This is a genomic window from Singulisphaera acidiphila DSM 18658 (assembly GCF_000242455.2).
Lineage (GTDB): Bacteria > Planctomycetota > Planctomycetia > Isosphaerales > Isosphaeraceae > Singulisphaera > Singulisphaera acidiphila.
The window spans coordinates 7,655,663-7,675,979 of sequence record NC_019892.1 but is presented as its reverse complement, the minus strand read 5'-3'; the positions used below and the strand labels follow the sequence as shown (position 1 = coordinate 7,675,979).

General features: G+C 59.8%; 14 protein-coding genes. 4 read left to right on the top strand and 10 right to left on the bottom strand.

From position 1 onward, the window contains the following. Positions 1–75 precede the first annotated feature (75 nt). Entirely contained in the window at positions 76–2,052 is a 1,977-nt protein-coding gene (locus SINAC_RS29945) for an ABC transporter ATP-binding protein (RefSeq protein WP_015249303.1), read from the top strand. A gap of 661 nt (positions 2,053–2,713) precedes the next feature. Here SINAC_RS29945 and SINAC_RS29940 read toward each other — a convergent pair. From SINAC_RS29940 to SINAC_RS29925, 4 genes are all read right to left on the bottom strand, one after another. After that, positions 2,714–3,205 (bottom strand): hypothetical protein, encoded by a 492-nt coding sequence (locus tag SINAC_RS29940; protein ID WP_015249302.1) that lies wholly within the window; start codon positions 3,203–3,205, stop codon positions 2,714–2,716. 147 nt (positions 3,206–3,352) lie between these two features. Continuing rightward, positions 3,353–4,309: a DUF1559 domain-containing protein gene (locus tag SINAC_RS29935; RefSeq protein ID WP_015249301.1), complete on the bottom strand. Its 957-nt coding sequence runs from the start codon at positions 4,307–4,309 to the stop codon at positions 3,353–3,355. 801 nt (positions 4,310–5,110) lie between these two features. Continuing rightward, on the bottom strand, positions 5,111–5,845 hold the full coding sequence (locus SINAC_RS29930; protein WP_015249300.1) for an SDR family oxidoreductase: 735 nt from the start codon (positions 5,843–5,845) through the stop codon (positions 5,111–5,113). 113 nt (positions 5,846–5,958) lie between these two features. Further along, the gene (locus tag SINAC_RS29925; protein ID WP_015249299.1) at positions 5,959–7,899 is read right to left on the bottom strand and encodes a S8 family peptidase; all 1,941 of its coding nucleotides are present in this window, start codon (positions 7,897–7,899) and stop codon (positions 5,959–5,961) included. A 642-nt stretch (positions 7,900–8,541) separates the two neighbouring features. On the opposite strand from SINAC_RS29925, the gene kdsB reads away from it, so the two are divergent. Further along, positions 8,542–9,297, top strand: coding sequence for a 3-deoxy-manno-octulosonate cytidylyltransferase (kdsB, locus tag SINAC_RS29920; protein ID WP_020466987.1), 756 nt, complete (start codon positions 8,542–8,544; stop codon positions 9,295–9,297). 214 nt (positions 9,298–9,511) lie between these two features. On the opposite strand, the gene SINAC_RS29915 is transcribed toward kdsB, so the two are convergent. The 4 genes from SINAC_RS29915 to SINAC_RS39230 all read right to left on the bottom strand — a co-directional run bounded on the left by SINAC_RS29915 (position 9,512) and on the right by SINAC_RS39230 (position 16,304). Beyond that, on the bottom strand, positions 9,512–13,294 hold the full coding sequence (locus tag SINAC_RS29915) for a HEAT repeat domain-containing protein (RefSeq protein ID WP_237722796.1): 3,783 nt from the start codon (positions 13,292–13,294) through the stop codon (positions 9,512–9,514). Positions 13,295–13,465: 171 nt separating this feature from the next. Further along, positions 13,466–14,266: a hypothetical protein gene (locus tag SINAC_RS40270; RefSeq protein WP_015249296.1), complete on the bottom strand. Its 801-nt coding sequence runs from the start codon at positions 14,264–14,266 to the stop codon at positions 13,466–13,468. 139 nt (positions 14,267–14,405) lie between these two features. Further along, entirely contained in the window at positions 14,406–14,969 is a 564-nt protein-coding gene (locus SINAC_RS29905) for a hypothetical protein (RefSeq protein ID WP_015249295.1), read from the bottom strand. A gap of 777 nt (positions 14,970–15,746) precedes the next feature. Continuing rightward, the gene (locus tag SINAC_RS39230; protein WP_015249294.1) at positions 15,747–16,304 is read right to left on the bottom strand and encodes a hypothetical protein; all 558 of its coding nucleotides are present in this window, start codon (positions 16,302–16,304) and stop codon (positions 15,747–15,749) included. Between the two features lie 226 nt (positions 16,305–16,530). On the opposite strand from SINAC_RS39230, the gene SINAC_RS29885 reads away from it, so the two are divergent. Then, the gene (locus SINAC_RS29885) at positions 16,531–17,196 is read left to right on the top strand and encodes an RNA polymerase sigma factor (RefSeq protein ID WP_015249292.1); all 666 of its coding nucleotides are present in this window, start codon (positions 16,531–16,533) and stop codon (positions 17,194–17,196) included. 211 nt (positions 17,197–17,407) lie between these two features. After that, entirely contained in the window at positions 17,408–17,800 is a 393-nt protein-coding gene (locus tag SINAC_RS29880; RefSeq protein ID WP_015249291.1) for a hypothetical protein, read from the top strand. Here the strand turns inward: SINAC_RS29880 and SINAC_RS42040 are convergent. Together SINAC_RS42040 and SINAC_RS29875 are read right to left on the bottom strand one after the other, a co-directional pair. Next, positions 17,797–17,880, bottom strand: coding sequence for a hypothetical protein (locus tag SINAC_RS42040; protein ID WP_390553828.1), 84 nt, complete (start codon positions 17,878–17,880; stop codon positions 17,797–17,799). The genes SINAC_RS29880 and SINAC_RS42040 overlap by 4 nt on opposite strands. 9 nt (positions 17,881–17,889) lie before the next feature. Continuing rightward, complete coding sequence (locus SINAC_RS29875) at positions 17,890–20,163, bottom strand: alpha/beta hydrolase family protein (RefSeq protein ID WP_015249290.1); 2,274 nt, start codon at positions 20,161–20,163, stop codon at positions 17,890–17,892. Positions 20,164–20,317: the final 154 nt, after the last annotated feature.

Genomic DNA, 20,317 nt, shown 5'->3' with positions numbered 1-20,317 from the left:
GTCCCGGGCGACACGTCGGTTATCGAAGATCGAGTTTCGACACCGCCCTCCTCTCACGTCGACGGGACATGACGCATGCAGGCGGACGCGTATCTTCGCGCTCGTAAGCTCCTCGAGAATCGCCCCAAGACGTTGGCCATCGCCAACGTTCTCGGGGCCTTGCATTCGTTGCTGATTCTCGCGTTGCTGGGGGTGGCCGGTTTGCTTGCTAGCCTTCTGGCTTCGCGAGGCGTGGCGCAAATGCCAACTCGTGAGGTGGCCAAGTTCCCCACTTGGGTGACGAGCCGCGAAACGGGGGTCGTCCACGATCAAACGGTCTTCGACGACAGTGGCCTCTTCCCCTTGGTCGCAGGCAACTGGTCGAGTCCGAGCGTATTGCACAGGCAAGCTGCCCGCACGCTCCTCAAGGTGATCCGCCGCGTACCCACGCTGATGAACAACGTGGGCGCATTGACGAGCCTCCTGGCCATGGCGGCGGGCCTGCTCTTAGTGATCAGCCTGATTGCCCAGTATCGCCGTTCGGTCCTGGCCGACGCGGCCAGCGAGGTGGCCACCTCACTGCGCCGGCAGATCCACCGGCAGATGTATCGGCTGGGACATTCGTCACTCCCGACGGAGGGGATCGGCCCGGTCGTCAACTTGCTGACCCGCGAAGTCAACGACATCCGCGACGCAATCTTCACCGAGCTCGATCATTCGGTTCGGATGCCGGTCTTGGCGCTTGGACTCTTGGCTCTCTCCCTGTTCATCTCTCCAATCCTGACTGTGTTTCTCGCCTCGCTCGGCGCCCTGAACTGGCTCACGTCCCGCGTGCTGAACAAGGACGCGCGCCTCGTCTCCGATGCCGCGATGCGTGATGCGGCCGTTCAACTCTGCCTCCTCCACGAAGACCTTGGCCTGCTCAGGCTGGTTCGCGTCTTCGGTATGGAGAACATCGACAAACAACGCTTCGATGAGCACCTTGAGCGGTTTCGCGATGCGGACTCGCGTCGGATCAAGACCGAAGGGCGACTGAACCCGGCGAACGTTCTGCTCTACGGCGCTTCGGCCATCCTGGCAATCAGCCTCCTCGGCTATAGCGTGGTCGTCTCCCATAGGCTCGCGCCGGCGTCAGCCCTGATCCTGGTCGTGTCGCTCGCGGCGTTGATCCACCCAGTGCTGGAATGGATCCAGATGCGTCGGACCCTTCGCCAGGCGAATCGATCCGCCGAGGGGATTTTCGAGTTCCTCGAACGAAAAACAGAATTGCATCAGCATGGCGGAGCGCATTTCCTCCCTCCGATGCGCGATCGGGTGACGCTGGAAAACGTTTCGCTCGAAAGCCGCTCCGGGCGGGTTTTGCTTGACGGGGTCTCCGCCGAGTTTCGGGCGGGTACGCGAACCGCAGTGATGGGGTTGGATGAAGATGCCAAGCTCGCCCTGGCCTGTCTGATCCCAAGGCTGATCGATCCCCAAGTCGGTCGGGTTCGGATCGATGGGCAGGATTTGCGCGACGTGACCTTGGAATCGGTTCGGGCTCAGGTTGCGATCGTTCTCCAGGCAGATCTCGTCTTCACCGATTCTGTGGCGATGTGTATCGGTCTGGGCGACCCAAGCTACTCGCTGCCCCGGATCATCGAAGCGGCCAAAGTGGCCCACGCCCACAACTTCATCCAAGACTTGCCTCACGGGTACGACACGATCATCGGGCCGCTCGGCCACTACCTCGAACCTGACGAACTCTATCGGATTGCCTTGGCGCGGGCCTACCTCCACGACCCCTCCATCGTGATTATCGAGGAGCCGACGGGCGCTCTCGACGATGATACGAAGCACTTGATCGATGATACGATCGCGCGACTCGGGCAGAATCGGACTTTGATCATGCTGCCCCATCGGCTCTCGACGATCCGGTCGTGCCACCAGATCATCGTTTTGCAGAACGGCCGGATCGAGTCGGTTGGCCAGCCCCGCCAACTTCAGAATGAGAGCAAGCTCTACCGCCACCTCCAGTACGTCGAATTCAACCAGTTCGCGACCGGCGACATCGAGGCAGGACAGATGAACGGTTAACGCCGCAGTTGGCTGAACAAACTTTCATTCGAGGGAGTGACAGGCAGGAGGTCCGCTCGACAAGGTGAGAGCGATTAGACCGTAAGCCCCCTGAAACCGCTGGACATGATTCTCTTCGCTGTTCCGACTCTCAGGTGGCCGCAGTCGTCGGCAATGGGAGTTGCTCAGCGATAGGCGGTTTCGAGGGGGTGGGCGTGCCAATGTCCCGGATCCCACGTGATGTCGTTAACCCTGAACGGGATTGGTTTTACGCCTCGCCAGGGGAAGGATCAGGGAGTTTGAGCCACCGCGTTTGAGCGAGCCTGTGAATAGTACCCGTCGGCGTCCTCGGTAGGCCTAGAATCCGACGCTATGGTCGGGTGAGCTTGGTTGCGAAAATGATCGTGTTGCTTTCACAACTAACTTGTGATGGTGCATTTCTTCGAAGACGTCGATCACTCGACGGGACGAGCTACCGGACGCCGGCCAGCTTGGCTTTTCGGGGATCGACGGACGCTCTCTACCCCATCTCTTTTACTCGCCACCGGAGGCGATTCACACCCGGAGGACGAGCTCCTTCCGGGTGTTGGGTGGATTCAACGCCGAGATTACCAAACACGACGCAATTCCGGCGTGTGTCGAGCCGAAACCCGTCGAGGCAAAGTGGCCGCAACCTTAAAAGTCACTTCGACTTTACGGCGAGTTCGGTTTTGACCGGCTGATTCGCAACCACGATTTTCAATCCACTGGTTTTCGGGTCTCGATATGGTGGCGGGACGTAGTTCTTGACCGCTTTCGGCTTGGTTCCCGGAAGAAGCATTTCATCATTATCTTCCGCACATTCAACCGCGATTGCGTATTCACCAGGGTGAAGACCTTTGGCGCTTCCGAAGCCGCCGACGACCGTGAATTCGCCGCCCGTATCGAAGGGAGCGGTGATCGATCTCGATGCACCCTCACCCGAGCCCGATGACTTGGTGGGGATGAGGACAAGTTGGCCGGGCTTGGGCCATGCACCCCCGTCGAGCGTTATCCTGCCCGCAACCGGGATCAAGCCTTTTTCACTGTCGGCACCATCGCCGCAGCCGCCCAGAAGGACGAGTGACAGCCCGACGGCTGCACAGAGAGACCAGCAGCAAGGCCGACGACGCAGCAGACCACGCGGATAAACCATTTCGATTCGATCCTCTCCGATGCTTGTGACGCGACAATCATCCATCGCACGGAAGCCCGGGATCCCGGCATCTGCGTTGGATGTCCGGATCCCAGCCTTCGGACCAAGGCTTTGGTGAGTGACCTCAGCTTCACGAATCGAAACGGCTCAAAGCGCGTCCGACGAGATCACTTCGCCGAGCGCCGCGGATCCCGCCGCGTTGTAGGTCTGATAGTTGATGGATTGCTTGATGAACCGGGTGCTACCGTCACCCATCAGGAAGTTCGCGCCACCAGAATGGCGACTCTTATAACCACAGACCTGCTGAAATGTGTTGATTTTGACTGTGCTGCCGTTGACAAGGCCGATCATATTCAAGGGAATCGATGTGCCGGCAATGGGGAAATTGTGGTTGAACGCCCCGAAGTAGGCGCAGTCCGTGGGCAGCGTCTCTCCCACCATGAAGGTATTGCTCAGGCCGTCAGTGACGCCTGCGATGCGCTGACAGGTTTGAAATCGCCCAAAAAAGCCGACAAGAGTGCCACTTCTCGAGGCGGGGTTGGCTCCCCAAGTCCCTTGGGAGCAGTACGATTGCACGGTCGAAGCCGGCGGGGTCGGCGGGCAATACGGGACTTTGGCGTCCATATTCGAGGGACCCATATTCCCCGGATACCACAATCCCATCGACGTTACGACCTCACTCCGATCCGTTTTGATAGGCGTAACTGCACCTGGGTCAGACGGGCAGATCAAAGAACTAATGACCGACCGTGTGACGGTCGTATTGTGGAGATCCACGGTTCTCAGGCTGAAATTGTGGGCATTGTAAAGCGCCGTCTGCTCCATGTTCGGCAGGATCATCAGCACCCAGTTCCCACCGAATGTATTGAGTCCTGAAATCGGGGATGTGATCGACTCATAAAAGTTGGATCCATACGGAAACGCTCCATTCGTCGACTCATAGTTATGCATCGCCAACCCAATTTGTTTCAGGTTGTTCACGCATTGAGACCGACGAGCTGCCTCGCGTGCTGCCTGGACGGCTGGCAAAAGCAGAGCGATTAAAACCGCGATGATTGCGATCACGACCAACAACTCGATCAAGGTGAATCCGCGTCGTCGCATTCGACACTCCTTAGCAAAAGAAGGAAAGGATAGCGAAAATCACAGGGCGAGCACGACCACGATCCAAGAGCTCAGCCAAGCTGGCCTTTGAATCAAAACGTACGCGAGCAAACGCAATAGCAATGAAAGGATGCGGCTTCGCACGAGACGGATCGCCCCCGTGATCGATTCGGAGCGATTCCGATCGAGGCAGCGGCGAATCTTCTTGATGACACCTGTAGAACGGGATTCTATCAAATCGACGACTTCAGAGTCTATAGAGTATAGCGGCAAATATTACACAACGATCCCATATTCTATAGAAATGGCGGATCCATTTTGATGTTCTGTTCTTGCAGGGGCCAACGAGGGGTAGGATGGCGGCTCGCCACGGCCTTTTTTTTGCAGAAATTGATGACCGGACGGGTCTGCGGGCCTTTGTCACTGACCCCGAGGGTGGTCAAGGGCGAGCCGTTGTATGCGTCATCGAGATAGGCAGGAAGCCCGAGTGTTATATTTCAAACCATGGTACCGATATCTGTTATTGTTTATTTATTGGACATGAATGGTGATTTGTGACATGTTAATATTATTTTATAAATAATTTGTGTGTATGTTTTGTGATTCCGCTGGGTGGCTTTTAATTGCCAGGGGTGAAGCTGTTTGGGTGGGGGGCGTGTTTTTGTGCAGTAGTTATGAAGGAGCGGCGGGATGGCTTTTTTGCCTTTTGTGAAAGGGGGAAATGGTACAGGGGCCACGGGATGGACTCAGCCCGTGACCCCTTGACCAGGAACGATCGTTGCTTCGGGACGACAAAGGCGATCAGAAGTAGTCGTCGACGGTGGGTGTGATCACCAGTTCCGGAACGTGGGCTCGAGGGTTGAGCTCTACCAGGAAGCGGACAGCTGCGGCGATGTCAGCCGGTTGAAGAATGGCCTCTTTCCGCTCTTGAGCGACGGGGACGGGTCGGCCTTCGAGAATTGGGGTGTTGACCTCGCCGGGATAGATCACGGTCGAGCGGATTCCCCGGGGGCCTTCTTCGCGGCCGAGGCAGATCCCGAGCGCGGCCTGGCCGAACTTGGAGGCGGAGTAGCCCCCTCCACCCAGGACGCTGGCTCGCTTTCCGGAGATTGAGGCAACCTGGATGACCAACCCTTCACGCCGTTCCCGCATTGAGGGGAGCACGGCATGAACGAGGTTGAAGGCCCCCGTCAGGTTGGTCGCGATCATCAGGTCCCAGTCGGCGGGATCGAGAACTTCCAGCGAGCGATTGCGGACGTTCGTCCCGGCGTTACAGACCAAGACGTCAATCCCACCGAAGTCCTTCAAGATGCGCTCGACCACAGAATCGACGGACGCTCGATCGGCAACGTCACAAGCAGCCACCAGGGCTGGCCCCGCCTTTTGCGTTAACTGGTCGCGTGTGCGCTCGAGTTTCGCCGGGTCACGGCCCACCAGGGCGACTCGCAGGCCCATCTGATCGAGCGCCAACGCGATTCCCTGACCGATCCCGCTGCCCGCCCCCGTGATTAGGGCGGTCTGAGTCTTTGTGGCCAATCCAACCTCCCGGATGCGAGAAGGCCCCGCCGACTCGTCGCGAAGGACGAGACGGACGGGGCCGATGATCGCTCATGTCGCCGCGGATCGCGGACAACTCACTTGCGGCGATTCTAACGGATCTTTCGGGTTCGGGCAAACGGCGACCGCCGAGCATGTTGCAGTGGGCCGGTGGGAGCCGGAAGCGGAGGGGCGACGGGATCGGTCGTCTCGGCGTGCTTCAGCTTGCCGGTCGGACGCGTCTCGCCGAGTTGAATGCCTTTTCCATTTGCTCCCCAGAGTCGGATCGTGTTCTTGCTCGATGCGCCGCTGGAAAACGTGTTGGAGAACAAGCCCGCCAACTTGTCGGCACTCTGGTTGGTCAAGAGCCGCCCATTCACAAAAATCGAGATACCGTTCGACCCTTGAGAGGGATCGGGGTTCGGAGTGGGTGTCGGTGTGGGCGTGGGCGTAGGAGTCGGAGTGGGCGTAGGAGTCGGAGTCGGAGTGGGCGTAGGAGTCGGAGTCGGAGTGGGCGTAGGAGTCGGAGTCGGAGTGGGCGTAGGAGTCGGAGTCGGAGTGGGCGTAGGAGTCGGAGTCGGAGTGGGCGTAGGAGTCGGAGTCGGAGTGGGCGTAGGAGTCGGAGTCGGAGTGGGCGTAGGAGTCGGAGTCGGAGTGGGCGTAGGAGTCGGAGTCGGAGTGGGCGTAGGAGTCGGAGTCGGAGTCGGAGTGGGCGTAGGAGTCGGTGTGGGCGTGGGCGTGGGCGTAGGAGTCGGAGTGGGCGTAGGAGTCGGAGTGGGCGTAGGAGTCGGAGTGGGCGTAGGTGTTGGAGTGGGCGTAGGTGTTGGAGTGGGTGTCACCACTTGCGGTTGGGCATTGGGCTGTCCCGGCGGCGAGGGGATGAGACCGGCGGCCTTGGGGATATCGAGCCTGCCGATGCTGATTCCGGTTGCGGGGTCGGATGCCGGATCGGATCCTTGCTTGATCCAGCCTTCAAGTTGTTTGACGGTGGGGAGAGTGTTAAACCGCTTTGCGTAAATCTGCTGGAGCAAGACGACCGCGCCGGTGACTTGAGGAGCGGCAAAACTGGTTCCGTCACCGCTGGAGAATCCGCTGCCATTGGTGGGCGCGATGATCCCCTTGCCCGGAGCGGCGATATCCGTGGCCGCGACTCCGCCGATTGCAACGCCCAGTCGCTGCGCGTCGGACACAAGCTGGTCCGACGAGTCGGTGGCGGTCACGCTGATCGTGTCGGGGATGATCGCGGTGAAGCCTTCGCCTTGAGCTCCTCTGAAGCTGTTACCCGTCGCCGAGATCACAGGAATGTTCAGCGTTTCGAGCGTGCTAACCAGGTTGGTGATTCGCTGGCCGATACCTCCATCACGGGCAAACCAATTTTGCGCGTAGTTGTTCCCGTCGGAGAGAGAGATGTTGATGGCCGTGATGTTGTATTCGGTGTGGTGGTTGATCACCCACTGCAGGGCATCACCCACCCGATTGAAATCGCTCTTCCCGTCGGTACCGAAGACCCGAAGCGCCACGATGTCGGCGCCGGGGGCGACGCCCGGGTTCGCCTTGTCGCTCGAGGCAATAATGCCTGCTACGGCGGTTCCGTGCGAGCTACCCGATGGCATCGGGTCGGAGGTGTTGTTGGAGAAGTCGAACCCCGCGACCACCTTGTGTCCCGGGCCGAGTCCCCCCCCCAATGCGGCATGGTTGTAGTTCACCCCGGAGTCGATCACGGCGACCGTCATCCCGGTGCCGTCGACCCCGTATTGGGCTCGTGCCTTGGACGCACCCACCAGGCTGTCGAAGTTGGAGATTGAGGCGTCATTCAGCGTCGAAGTGGTGGTGTGGGGCGCTGCGATGTGCGATCCATGCGCCGTCTGCTGGATTTGAGCGATCGCTGCAAAATGTTGTGCCCGAATCTGCTCAAGATGCTGTATCTGTTGCTGCTGATGATGGGATTTGTGGAACCGAGGTGTCGCCGATAAAAGGGTCCGTCCCTCCAGCGTTTCAATCTCAAGATTATTCTGACAGCGGTCCGGGCGACGGGTCTTGCGGATCCACCCCATGAATTCAACCTCCCCAGACGACCGCCAAACCATTGGCTATGGCCGCCCCGCAATTCGATAGTGAACGCCCCCCTTCCATGGCGCATCACGGTCCCGGGCGAATAGAAGCCGGGAGCGAAATGCGGCTACCGGAGTCAAATCAACGACTCCTAAGTAGGCAGAGCGCAAGCAATAGTTGATGGCGACGGACCGTTCGAGGGCACAGAACGGGGCCATGAATTCAGGCCCGTCAGACACCAGCAACGAACGGGAGCCCCGAGAGTGTTGAATCACCGACCGCACACAACAGCAACAAGAGTGCCCGCGGGCTTCTCATTCGATCAATTGCGATGGCCTTGATTCTTCCGACGAGCAGTCTGCTGGGGAGCGTCAGACAACTTAGTCCAACATTCGTCCGGCGAGATTCCTCCAACGATTCAGGCATGCCAGGCCGCGCTGCGTCTTGCGGCACGGGTCCGGCCGGGCACCCCTTCGAGATCCTTCCCGATGGGGTTCGACTCCCTGAGCGAATTGGATCCCTCCAGTTGCCAGAGAGTCGGGCTCGGCTATAGTGAACGTTCCTGTCGATGCACTCAATCGAAGGCGACTGTCCTTCAGTGCCCCTTGTATCGGAAGAAGACCGGAGGGAGTTTTCGTCGAAACATGGAAATTGTTGCTGTGATTCCGGCCCGCTTCGCTTCAACCCGACTGCCCGGCAAACCCCTTCTATCCGAAACAGGTCGACCTTTGATTCAGCACGTGGTCGAGGCCGCGCGCCGTTCAACCCGCCTTGACCGGATCATCGTTGCAACCGACGATCGTGCCATCGCTGAGGCCGTCGCCGCCTTCGGAGGGGAGTGCGCGATGACCCGCGACGATCACCCGAGCGGCACCGACCGAGTCGCCGAGGTGGCCGAAGGGTTGCCCGAGGCAGGGATCATCGTCAACCTCCAAGGGGATGAACCGGAGATTTCTCCCCAGGCGCTCGACCTCGTGATCGCACTTCTCGAGAACGATCCCGAGGCCTCGATGGCCACCCTCGCCACCCCGATTCGCTCCGAAGAGGATTATCTTGACCCCTCGTGCGTCAAGGTTGTCTGCACCGCCACGGGTCAGGCCCTCTACTTCTCGCGCAGTCCGATCCCCTACCATCGTGACGGGCGGCCCGACTCCGCCTCATCACACCCGTTGGCCTATCTTCATCTCGGTCTCTATGCCTACCGTCGTGATTTCTTGCTGAGACTGGCGACACTTCCCCCATCCCCCCTGGAACGGATCGAGAAGCTCGAGCAACTCCGCGTCCTCGAAGCCGGCCACCGAATCGCCGTCGGGTTCGTTGATGAGCCGAGTGTCGGGATCGACACCCCCGACGATTACCGCCGGTTTGTCGAGCGCTGGCGGGCCGGTGGAGGCGACTGAGTGAGGGGCGGAAGAGCCTCACGTCGATTTTGCAGCCCCGTAGAGATGACCGTTCATCGCCAGGATTGAAACCCCCTGGAAGCAAATAAAGAGCACATGACGAAGTTTGGAAACCACGAAAGGGCGACCACCAAGAGCCGGTGCTGGCCTTGGCGGTCGCCCTTTCCGGGCTACAAAACTGGTTGCCTCAATTCGCGTTGGGTCGAATTCGCGATCAAGGTCCGGCCGGGGAGGCTGGGGCCGTCTTGAGGGTTTGGAGGTAGCTGATCAGGTCGGCGAACTCGACGGGAGAGAGGGTATCGGCCAAGCCCTTTGGCATCAGCGAGACGTCACTGATGCGACGTTCCTCAACCTGGTTCTTGGGGACGCGGGAGACTTTGGCTTCCACATCGACCAACTCGATCTCGCTTTCGGTTTCTGAGCGGACGAGCCCGGTCAGGACTTTGCCGTCTTGCATCGAGAGGAGTACCGGTTGATAGCCGGTGGCGAGACGGTTCGACGGCTCGAGCACTGAGCGGATGATCTCAGCTTTATCATACTTGAGTGCCAGGCCAGTCAGGTCAGGCCCGGCATTCGCCGTCCCTTGGCCGGCTGCGGAGTGGCACTTCACACAGCCGATCCCCTTGGCGTCGAAGAAGAGCGATTCCCCCTTTTTGGGGTCGCCTTCATGGGAAAGTGCAAACGCTTGCAACTTCTGGGGCGAGTTCGGATCGGGTCGGCTGGCCAGAGAAATCGATGACGGGTCGGAGATCCGCACGCTGAATGACCAGACGCCGATCCCCTGGCGCGAGACGACCAGGATTCGGTTTTGTCCTTTCTTGAGGTCGATTCTGACGAGGTCGGAGTCAGGCGAGTAAGGTCGACCGGCCTGACTGTTCTCGCTATGGACGACTCGCTCGTTGATTGTCAGCGTGATCGGGCCGCTGGACCCCACCAGTAAGAGGGCCGTGCGATCGCGATCCGCCGCCACTTCGGCGTAGGCGAAGGCGCAAAGGTTGGGAGATCCATTGGTATCGTAGCCGAACCCGCCACGGTCTCCGGCCCCCTCTTTGAAGTCGTCAAGGGTCACCCGTCCCGTCAGGGCATCGGTTTTTCGAGGAGTCCAGGTGATCGTTCTTCCCTCTGCGCCGGTGTGTGACCGGGAGAAATCGATCGCCGCTTCGGAGACGAAGACCTGCGCGGTTGTCCGTGGGAATGGGCCGATCACACGCCAATCGGCGATCGGCTGGAAACGAGCGAGCACGCGCTCCAAGGCCAGGGCCGCGGGGCCGTTGAGCTTGCCGGCTTGCAGTTGCTTGGTGAGGTCGCCCGCCACGCGGTCGCGGATCGCCAGGAGGGCCGTTTCTCCCGCGCGACGAAGTTCAGGGTTCCGATCCTGAATGGCGGAGAGGTAGAGCGGCAGCGCTTGCGGGTCAGGCATCGCCGCCAGCGCGATTGTGGCCGCTTCCCGATACGCATCCTCGTTCGACACCGCCAGGATTCGAGGAATCGCCTCACGAATGTTCAAGCGGGCCAGGACCTCGATGGCCGTTTTTCGGACCTCCGGCGCCTTGTCGGTCAGGCGGTCAATCACGGCCTGGCGAACTTCCTGGGGGAGTTTTCGCTTGGGGTTGAAGGCCAGCAATGCCGCCTGGCGAATCTCCGCCGTCGGATTCTCGAGGAACACGGCCACGTCGTTGGCGGGGAGGACCCCCTCTCGACCAAGTTCCGGCAAGGCGCGGGCGATCAGTGAGGTCGGCGCTTTCGGGTCGTAAACGAACGAAAGCCGGGCGCGAAGTACCTGCGCCCCTCCCAACCTTCCCAGGGCATCAAGCGCCGCAGCGCGGACCGGCTCAGGCCGGTTCGGATCCTGGGCGAGGAGGGCCAGGTTCGTCGATGCGTGGACATCGCCGAGGAGTCCGAGTGCCTCGATCAGGCCCTTGAGGTTGGGCTCATCCGTCTCCTTCATCAATCGCGACCGCAGATAAGGGGCTGTCTCGGACCCGATCGTGCGAAGCGCAACGATCGCTTTGGCGCGAACGGCCGGATCGCGGTCCTCGATACCGAGTCCCAGGCCGCGCAAGACGTTGGCCATCGCGGTTCGATCCCAGTCGACGGTTTTCAGGGGGAGCTGTCCCGCGAGTGGGTTGGTACCGAACCATTGGCCCGTCCATGGGGCGTACTGGCGATAGAGACCGCCGATGGTGGCGACAATCCGGGATCGGATTTCGCCCGATTCCGTCGCCGTCAGCGCTTTCACCAAGGCCTGGACTACGGGCAAGGCCCATGCTTCGTCGGTCAACTTGAGAGCATCGTCACGGCGACGATCGTCGAGTAGGGCTTGGACGAGCGCCTCCTCATCCCAGGCCTTGAGCCTCCGGATTGCATGGCGGATGGTCCATGCGGCCACGTTGTCGGGGTCGCCCAGGGCTGCCATCAGCGAAGGTGACGCGCCTGGATCGCCGAGTTTCCCGAGGGCGATCGCCGCCTCACGGCGGACGGCAGGGTTCTGGTCGCGGAGCAGAGAGGTCAAACCACTCAGGAGCTTGCGGTCGCGACGAATCCCGGCATGGCGCGCGGCCTGAAGGCGAAGTTCGGCCTGATCGTCCGCGAGCACCGAACCGATCGCTTCGCGGGCCTCGGGGGTATCAATCGCGTCGAGGGCCCAGAGCGCGTGCAGACGCCCGAGCCCGGGTTCACTCTGCTTGAGCCGGGCGGTCAAGGGATCGACCTGACTCGAACCGAGGCGTGCCAAGCTCCGCTGCGACTCGAGGCGGACCGAGAGCGCAGGATGATCGAGCGCGGCCAGCCGGGTCGCCGGGTCGTCACCTTGTGGTCGGGCGGATTTCTCTGGCCGGTCCGCCCCTTCGTATGTCAGATGATAGAGTCGACCGGTCTGAGGTCCGTCTGCGAGCCAACTGTTGAACGCCCAGTCGACGAGCCAGAGGCTCGCGCCATCGGCGGAAACCGCCAGCGAGAACGGACGGAAGTCGGCCAGGTCTCCCTTCGTCACGAACGGCTTTTTTTCCTTTAAGCGGAATGTGCCGCCAGAGCGCTCGACCTGATATCGGAAAACGGTGGACAGTCCCCAGTCGCAGAAGAACAGGTTGCCGCGATACGAAGCCGGCAGGCCGTCCTCGTTGTAGCAGAGGCCCTGGGCTCCTGAGCCTCCGATTTCCCCGGCCACAATGGGTAAGGCGCGGTTCGGAGCCAGGAGAAATTCGTAAGGATAGCCGTAGTGGCCGCCGACAATGTGGTGGGTCAGACTGTTGGGCCACTTCTTGCTATCGTCGTCATTGCCGTAGGTGAAAATGTCGTCGGTCGCGCTCAGCGCCACCGACAACGGATTACGCTCGCCGGACGAAACGACCTCGAGCCCCGTGCCGTCGGGTCGGATCCGGATCACGCCTCCGCCGAAGAGCTGGATCGTTGTGCCATCCTTGCCGACTCCCTTGGGAATTCCCTTGTCACCGACCGCGATATAAAGATATCCGTCCATTCCCAGGCGAATTCCGGAGGGGACGTGGTCATTGATCCCGTTGAAGCCGGGGAGTTTGGGCCCCAGTCCGGTCATGAGGTCGACCCGGGAGTCGGCCTTGCCGTCTCCGTCGGTGTCCTGGAAGGCCGAGAGGTAAGGCGCGTGAACGACGTAGAGCGTATTCTGAACCCATTCGAGGCCCATCACACTCCAGAGCTTGTCGGCGAACACCTGGACCTTGCCGTCCTTGAAGGAGACGACCGAGTCAATCGGCTGGGTCGGAGGCCCTGGCATGTCCATCGGGTCCTGCCCGATGTAGAGGGTCCCATCGGTTGCGGCGACGATGGCCGTCGGGAAGAGGATGTCCGGAGCCTGGGCGGCCAGTTCAATCTTCCAGCCTTCAGCCGGTTTCGGGAGCGGAACCTTCTCGGCGGCCTGGGAGGAGATCGAAACCAAGCAGACCACGAGTCCGATCGACCGGAGATGATACATCGCGAAGTGAACCTCGAACGGGATGCGAACCGGAGTGGATCGTCTCAATTCCGCGGAGAGTCGTACTCGCTGGATTGTAGCGAATCGACGATCCTCTCACACCTGGAAAATGGGTAGCAAAGGATCGGTCCGGTCGCTGGCTCGCGTCTGAGGAATGGGGGGCTTGAAACGAACGTCTCGCTCTTTGATCCAGGGAGCGGCTGATCCTGGAGGGCTTTTTTACGGCTGGACTTCGGTATTGCCGCTCGATGGGCGAAGCTTGCCTTCGGGGGAGACCGAGATCTCACCGATCCTTCGTTGATTTTCGGAAGGAACCACGATGATGACGCCTGACTCTCCATTGTCCTCAAGTCCGACACTGTAGTTGACTCGGGGAGTACGGATGTTGAGAGATTCCGCGCCACCGGGCCGTTTCGCATAACCCAGATGGAGGCCCTCGGCGTAGGGCGTAAACCAATGATTAAGTCCATTGGAATCGTATGCTAAATAGAGGTGATTTCTTCCAAGAGGGTCGATTAAATCGACTTTGAGCATGTTTTTTTCGGTTGGAATTTTGGTGTAGATTCGAACGAGATTTTCCGTACGCTCGATCCAGACCGGCTGTGGCTCTTGTGAAGATGACCGATCGGATCGGGCGGTCGGTCCTGCCGTCAATCCCAAGACGATGGCGAGTGTGAGCATGAAAGCCGTGAGCTTCCACGCAATTCCTAAGCACAGCCGAGAAAAATTGATAAAATTGCCAAGAGCTGATTTGGTTGGCATTTGATTTTTTGGTATTTTAATAAAATGAATTTGTAGATGATCGATTGCCGTTTTCCTCGATGTGTTTGCTTCGGGGGTATTGGGGGTCTGCTTGCCCCCAATGCAAGTGCCAGAAGTTCGGGGTCGAGTACGGATTTCTACCATCCCCTTTGCTTTGGGATGTGGTCCTCCCGAACGATCCTCGCTTGAGAGATCAACCGGTGTAGCAATCGCCAAGCTTGGCGAGCGATGGTTCGCATGACGGATCTTTGTGGCCATTCGATACGCCTGTGCCGGTGGGCCTCCTCACAGAGGTCTGATCGATGCAAGAAACAGGGGCATGATGGCCAGGTTTGGATCGTCATATGGTTCTTGCCGTTGGAATAGATTCTTCGGGGTGTTCCTGTTGTCCCGAAGCCTATCTTTGGGCATGGATGTCGTCGCTGGTGGGTCGTCGCTCGCCTTGGGGGGAGACCCTGATTTTGCCGAGCTTGGGTCTGTCCTTGGTCGCGGCATTGACGGTAACGTAGGAATCCCCGGTGTCATGAAGCCCGATGGTGTAGTAGGCACCCGGAGTTCGGATACTCACAACCTCTTCGTTTTCTTGTTTTTTGAAGTAACCAATATTGATAAGTTTGTGATTTACTGTAAAAAAATGATTAATTCCATTTTTGTCGTAAATTAAATGCATTTGAAGTTTGTTGGGTGTGTCAGCCAATTCGATTTTAAGCGTGTCTCCCTCCGTGGGCAGTTGTGTGATGACTCGAAAGCAATCCTCTTTTCCCTCGACCCTGACCGGATCAGACGCTTTTTGTGATGGACTCTCGGATTGGACAGTCGGACCTGCCAGCATGCCCAAGACGATTGCCAGGGCAAGAACAGAAACCGTGAGTTTCCAGGCGATTTTTAGGCTCATGCCAGTCGCAGAGAGGAGATGATCGAGTTTTGGTCTCACGATCTCGAAATCGCTGGATGGGTTCATTGCCGTAGGTCCTATAGCGATAGGGGGTCTGCCGTGATGATGGCCAAACGCAACTCGCATCTTGATCCCTGGCTGGCAGGCCTGGACTTTGTAGGCTCTCGTTTTTCTGGAGTTGAGGGGCCGCCCTTGGGCCGCCCCTTTTCGGGCGACCGGGTTTGGCTTGGCCTTATTGATCCCTGTTCCGACCACCGAACCTGGGTCGCTGATCCGCAAGAGAGTCAGGAGAATGATGCGAAACCTAACGCGATGAATCGGGATTTTCCCGAACTTCCTTCGCGGTGGCTTCGAAGCCTTTGTCAAATCAGGAGATTCGGTTGTTGACGAATTCCGATTCGCGTTAGCCAACCGACAACTTCTCGAGCGTTTGCGGTCCAGGCGAGACCGCATGACGAGGCCGTCTGGCACGAAGTGCCCTGGATGATATGCAATCGCTCATCGCTGAGGATGTGCCTGGGATTCCGTGGGCAATCGATCGCGTTGAGGATGGAGGGTGTTTGCCTGAGGTTTTGCCACCGTCGAGTCGGATTCGGATCACGCCCCCGCCGAGGCGTTTGGGGCGTCGCACCAATCTTGGCCGACCCTCTTGTCGCCGACCGCAGTCGAGAGTTGTCGGCTCCCCGACGAATCTTGAAGGTGAGGTGGATATGGAGTTCGCTCAAGTCGGGAAACTTGGGGTTCGGTCGGCAGGTCGGCGCGGGAGTCAGCTTGGCCATCGGAATGGTGAAGCTTGAAGCGAGCGTCGGTCCTTTTGGGTTTTCGCTGATGCTGGAAAGTCGATTATTGCGGATTTGCGGGGTCGCTGATTGGCTGTTGTTCGCCTTTGGGGGAGACCCGGATGTGGCCGAGCCTGGTTCGGTCCTTGGTCAAGGCTTCGACGGTGACGTAGGAGTGACCGGATTCGTGAAGCCTGACTTGGTAGTCAGCTCCTGGGGTACGGATGTTTACGGTCTCTCCGATGCCACGAACTATGGCGTATCCTATGCGCATTGATTTTTTATAATGAGTTGATGAATTTATAATGCCGTCTTTTCCATAAGTCAGTAGGAGGTGTTTTTGGCCAAGGGGATCAATGAGTTCAATTCGGAGCGATTCATGTCCCGGGGGAAGTTGGGTGATGACTCGATAGTGATTCTCGATTTTCTCGACCTTGACCGGTTGTGGTGCTTCCCAAGATCGCTTCTCGGACTGGGTCGGTCCTTTGACCCAACCGAGGATGATTGCGAGAACAAGAGCCGAAACCGTGAGTTTCCATGCGATCCCTAGGCTGATTCGAGTGGCCTCGAATAGTTGGTTTTGTCTTGCATTTTTGATCTCGGATACATAAAATGCATTCATCTGAGTAGATCCTATGTACGTAAGGATCGCCGGTGGTATGATGGTTGGTCGTTGCGAGTATTCCTACCGCTGGCCGGCAGACCTGACCTTCGGTTCGGCCTACTTCAGGTCGCGGATTCATAAGTGAGTCAGTAGGATTGGGTAAGACCTAACGCGAAAAATGGAAAACTTACCGAAGTTTTTTGCGTTTAACCCCGAAGCGTTTACCAAATAAGGGGATCGGATTGTGGACGATGCCCAGTTCGCGTCAACTAACCTGCTACTGCTCGAGCGTTTGCGAAACAGTCCGCGCGACGAGGCGGCCTGGAATGAGCTTGTCCGGGGCTATGCCCCCGCCATTCGCCGCTGGTGTCGTGCCTGGCGGTTGCAGGACGCCGACGTTGACGATGTCACTCAGACTGTCCTGCTCAAGCTCTCGCGATTGATGGCGACGTTTCATTACGACCCGTCACGCAGTTTTCGGGGCTATCTCAAGACGCTGACCAACTATGCGGTGCGCGATGCGCTGAAGGTGCTGAGTCAGCGCGGGCTCGACTCCGGTGACCCCGCGCTGCTCGATTGGTTGGGCGTGGTCGACACCCGCAACGACCTGGCGCGCTGTCTCGAGCATGAACTTCGACGTGACCTGTTCCGGGAAGCAGCCGCCCGAGTCTCCCAACGCACCGACCTCAAGACCTGGAACGCCTTCCACCTGCTCGTTCACGAACGGTTGGCTGGTCAGGACGTCGCGGACCGAACCGGCATGAGCCTCGCCGCAGTCTACATGGCCAAGAGTCGCGTTCTCAAAATGATGCGTGAAGAGGTCAGGAGTCTGAGTCACCTCTTGGCCGATCCCGATCTCTCGAACGCCGATCGAGGACTCCTCTCCAACCTCGAACTCCCCCCGGCGTGAGGTCCTGTTTGGCCTTACGTCCCACCCAATAGACGACGCCCTTGGGAGTGAGCATGGCGCGGCGCTGGTGACTTTCGCTGGGGCACCGAGCGGAGCGATTGACCAGTCACCCCGTCTCTCCGTACCATGGCCAGATCCGTAACGCTCAGGATTGTCGCTCGTTGAGCTAGTTTGGGCGTTCTAGTAAAATTGCGAAGAGTTTTCGAGTTCGATGTTGGGAGCTGACGCCGTGACCATGTCGCAGCCCGTGTCCGAGGGCGTGTCCAATCCGTTGGTCAAGACGGAACCCCTTAACCCCCTCAAGAACCCCTCGTACCCCCAGCGCGTCCATGTGCACGAGCGGGCTCACTGGCAGGCCGTGCTCAAGTCGTGCGAGGATCGGATCAGCAAGGCCGGGCAGAAGCTCGCCGTCGTCGGTGCCGGACCCAATCGGGCGACGTTCGAGCGGCTCTATGCCCAGATGCTTGGAGCCCGCGACCAGGTCGCCGCCGCCGTGCGACGCTTGCCTACCGAGACGGGAGGCCTCTACGAAGAAGACCGCCACCGGCTTGAGGAAGGTGTCGCCGCTCTCGACCGAGTCTTCAAACGCTGGGAAGCCCTCTAATCGTCGTTTGAATCTCGCCGGGCGTCCGGATCAAACGGCCTTGCCGTTTGATCCGGGACCCAAAATTGGTTGACCTCCAGCCCCGCCAGTCAACGTCCGTCGGGCCAGTTCAGATGTTTGGCCAGGAACGCGAACGTCCCCTTCCCCTCGACCTGGTGGCCAGCATTGAAGTAGGTGATGTCCACCCGATCGGCCAGGCCGAGCATGTCGTAGAGTCGTTTGACCTTGGCGAACTCGTAGCCGATCCACTCGTCAGGTGCCACCGCGTCCTTGTGGCCCCGTTCCACCTGGAACGGACGCGGAGCGATTAGCGCCGCCATCTCGGCATAATTGAATCGCTCGGCCAGGCCGAATTCGTACATGTCGTACTCGAGCGTGAACATGTAGCTGTATTTGCGGTCGAGGTTGGTGTTTTTGACGACCCACTCATTGAAGTCGCCCGAGCAAATCGAGAGACAATACTGTGTGAGGATGGCGGGCACGCGCATCGCGGTTTTGCCGCCGTAGGAAAGGCCGTAGAAGGCAATGCGCTGGGGATCGACCTGTGGCAATGCGGACAGCCACTCCAGCGTTCGCTCGTGCTGCCCGACGATGACCGAGAAGAGGGCTTGCTTCAACGGGTTGAGCTTGCGTTGGAGGAGTCGGAACTCCTCCTTGCCGATATACGGGTTCTGAGGTGCGTAGACGATATAGCCGCGGTCGGCGAGTTGGGCCCCGAAGGCGTTGTAGACGCTTTTGATTTTGGGATCGACCACATCTTCGGGACGCCCTTCAAGGCCGTGCTGGCAGACGACCACCGGCCGGCGCTCCCCTGGCTTCAGATCCTTGGGGAGAAGGAGAATCCCCGAGGCGACCACGTCGGGCCAGACGGGAAGCTCGACCGCGTAACCGGTCCACTTGGGTTCATCGAAGAGCTGGATCGTCCTGGCCTCGAGCGGTTCGGTGGCCTTGGGGATGGCGCCGATGAGCTCCTCGTGGAACGCCCTGCGATAGGGTTCGATCGACTGGCTGTAACGCTCGGGAGATGAGGTGTCCGCTTTCTCCCAGTAGGCAGACCGCCGCAGCTCCGAGGTCCGAATCAGCGCCTGGGTGTATTCGGAGAGCTGATTCACGAGCCGCTTCATCCGGGCACGCGGGTCGAAATGGGGGCGGGCGTCCGTGAAGGATCCCGAGGCTTCGCCCTTCGAGGAGTCCTGGGACTTACCGAAGATCGACCGCGCCTGGTTCATGGCCAGGCTGCCAGTCAATGCGTTCCACCGCTCTGTTTCCCGTGCGACAGCCTCGCGTTTCAGTTCTCGGATCCGGCCGCTTGCCGCGTCGGCCCGGCCGTTGCGAGCCGGGGGTGGACCGGGAACAACGGGGGCTAGCGGATTTCCTTGGGAATCGGCCGGAGCGTTCTCGATGACCAGGGTTCGTGGCGCGATCAGGCTGGCGATTTCGGCGTCACCGAACTCTTCGAGCAGTCCCCAGACGTTGCGGTAGATGGGTTCGGCCCAGACCGACTCGCGAGGCTCGAAGTAACTCTCGACCAAGGCCTCGTCGATCCTGGGATCGGCGGCCGCGGCATAGAGTGCGATGAGGCCTCCTTCGCCCGCTCCGGCCACTCCCACGGGGAGTTTAGGGTGTCCCGGCATTGTGAACCAATCGACCGCGGCGCGGACCTCGTCCACCTCGTAACCGATGATGTGGCGGCCCGTCTCGTAGGCCTGGCGATAGATCCATTCTCGGTGGGGAAGGTTCGTCATTCGGACCTTGGGATTGCCCGAGAACTCGTCCGAGCGATCGATCAGGGTCGGGACGAGGACCCGGCAGCCATCCGATGCGAAGTTTCTCGCCTTCTGAGCCATTCGGGGTAAGCCGGGCGCGATCCCGGCGAACTGCTCGGGCGTGATCGCGCAATCGGGCATTGCGACCACGTTGGCCTTGATCGGTCCCTTGGGCTCGAGCAGCAAGCCTTCGGCCTCGACTCCTGGGTAGACCGTCCAGCGCACGGCATAGATCGAGACGTTCGCATCCTCAGCAACCTTGGCCGGCGAATCAGGCGTGGAGACGAAGGAAAGCTCGACGGGGGCGACCCGAGGCCCGACTGCGCCGATCCGCTGGAGGAATCGCTCACGATTCGGGGCGACCGACCTCGAATAGGCTTCGGGGGAGCTGAGATCCCGGTTCCAGTGCGTCTGGCGACGGAGAACGCTGGCCGCGAGCTCACGGTCGGCGAAGCGATGGATTCCCGCGACCATCGCCGAAGCGGCGTCGCCCCGGTTGCTCCAGAGGCGGGTCTCCGGCAGTGACTGAGCCGGCGACGCGGAATCGATCAGGCCAATGATGGTGGCGAGCAAGACCGGGAGGACGCGTCGGGACATCGGGCAAGTCCTCGAGAAGTCGGGCGGGAAGGGGGGCGGTCGACCACGCAGCTGCAACGAGATCGGTCCTCAAGATGGCCGATCCGATCGCGGTCCGCAAGGGCCGACCCTTCCCCTTCACCTGAGCAACTTCCCATGGAATGCGGGCGTCCTT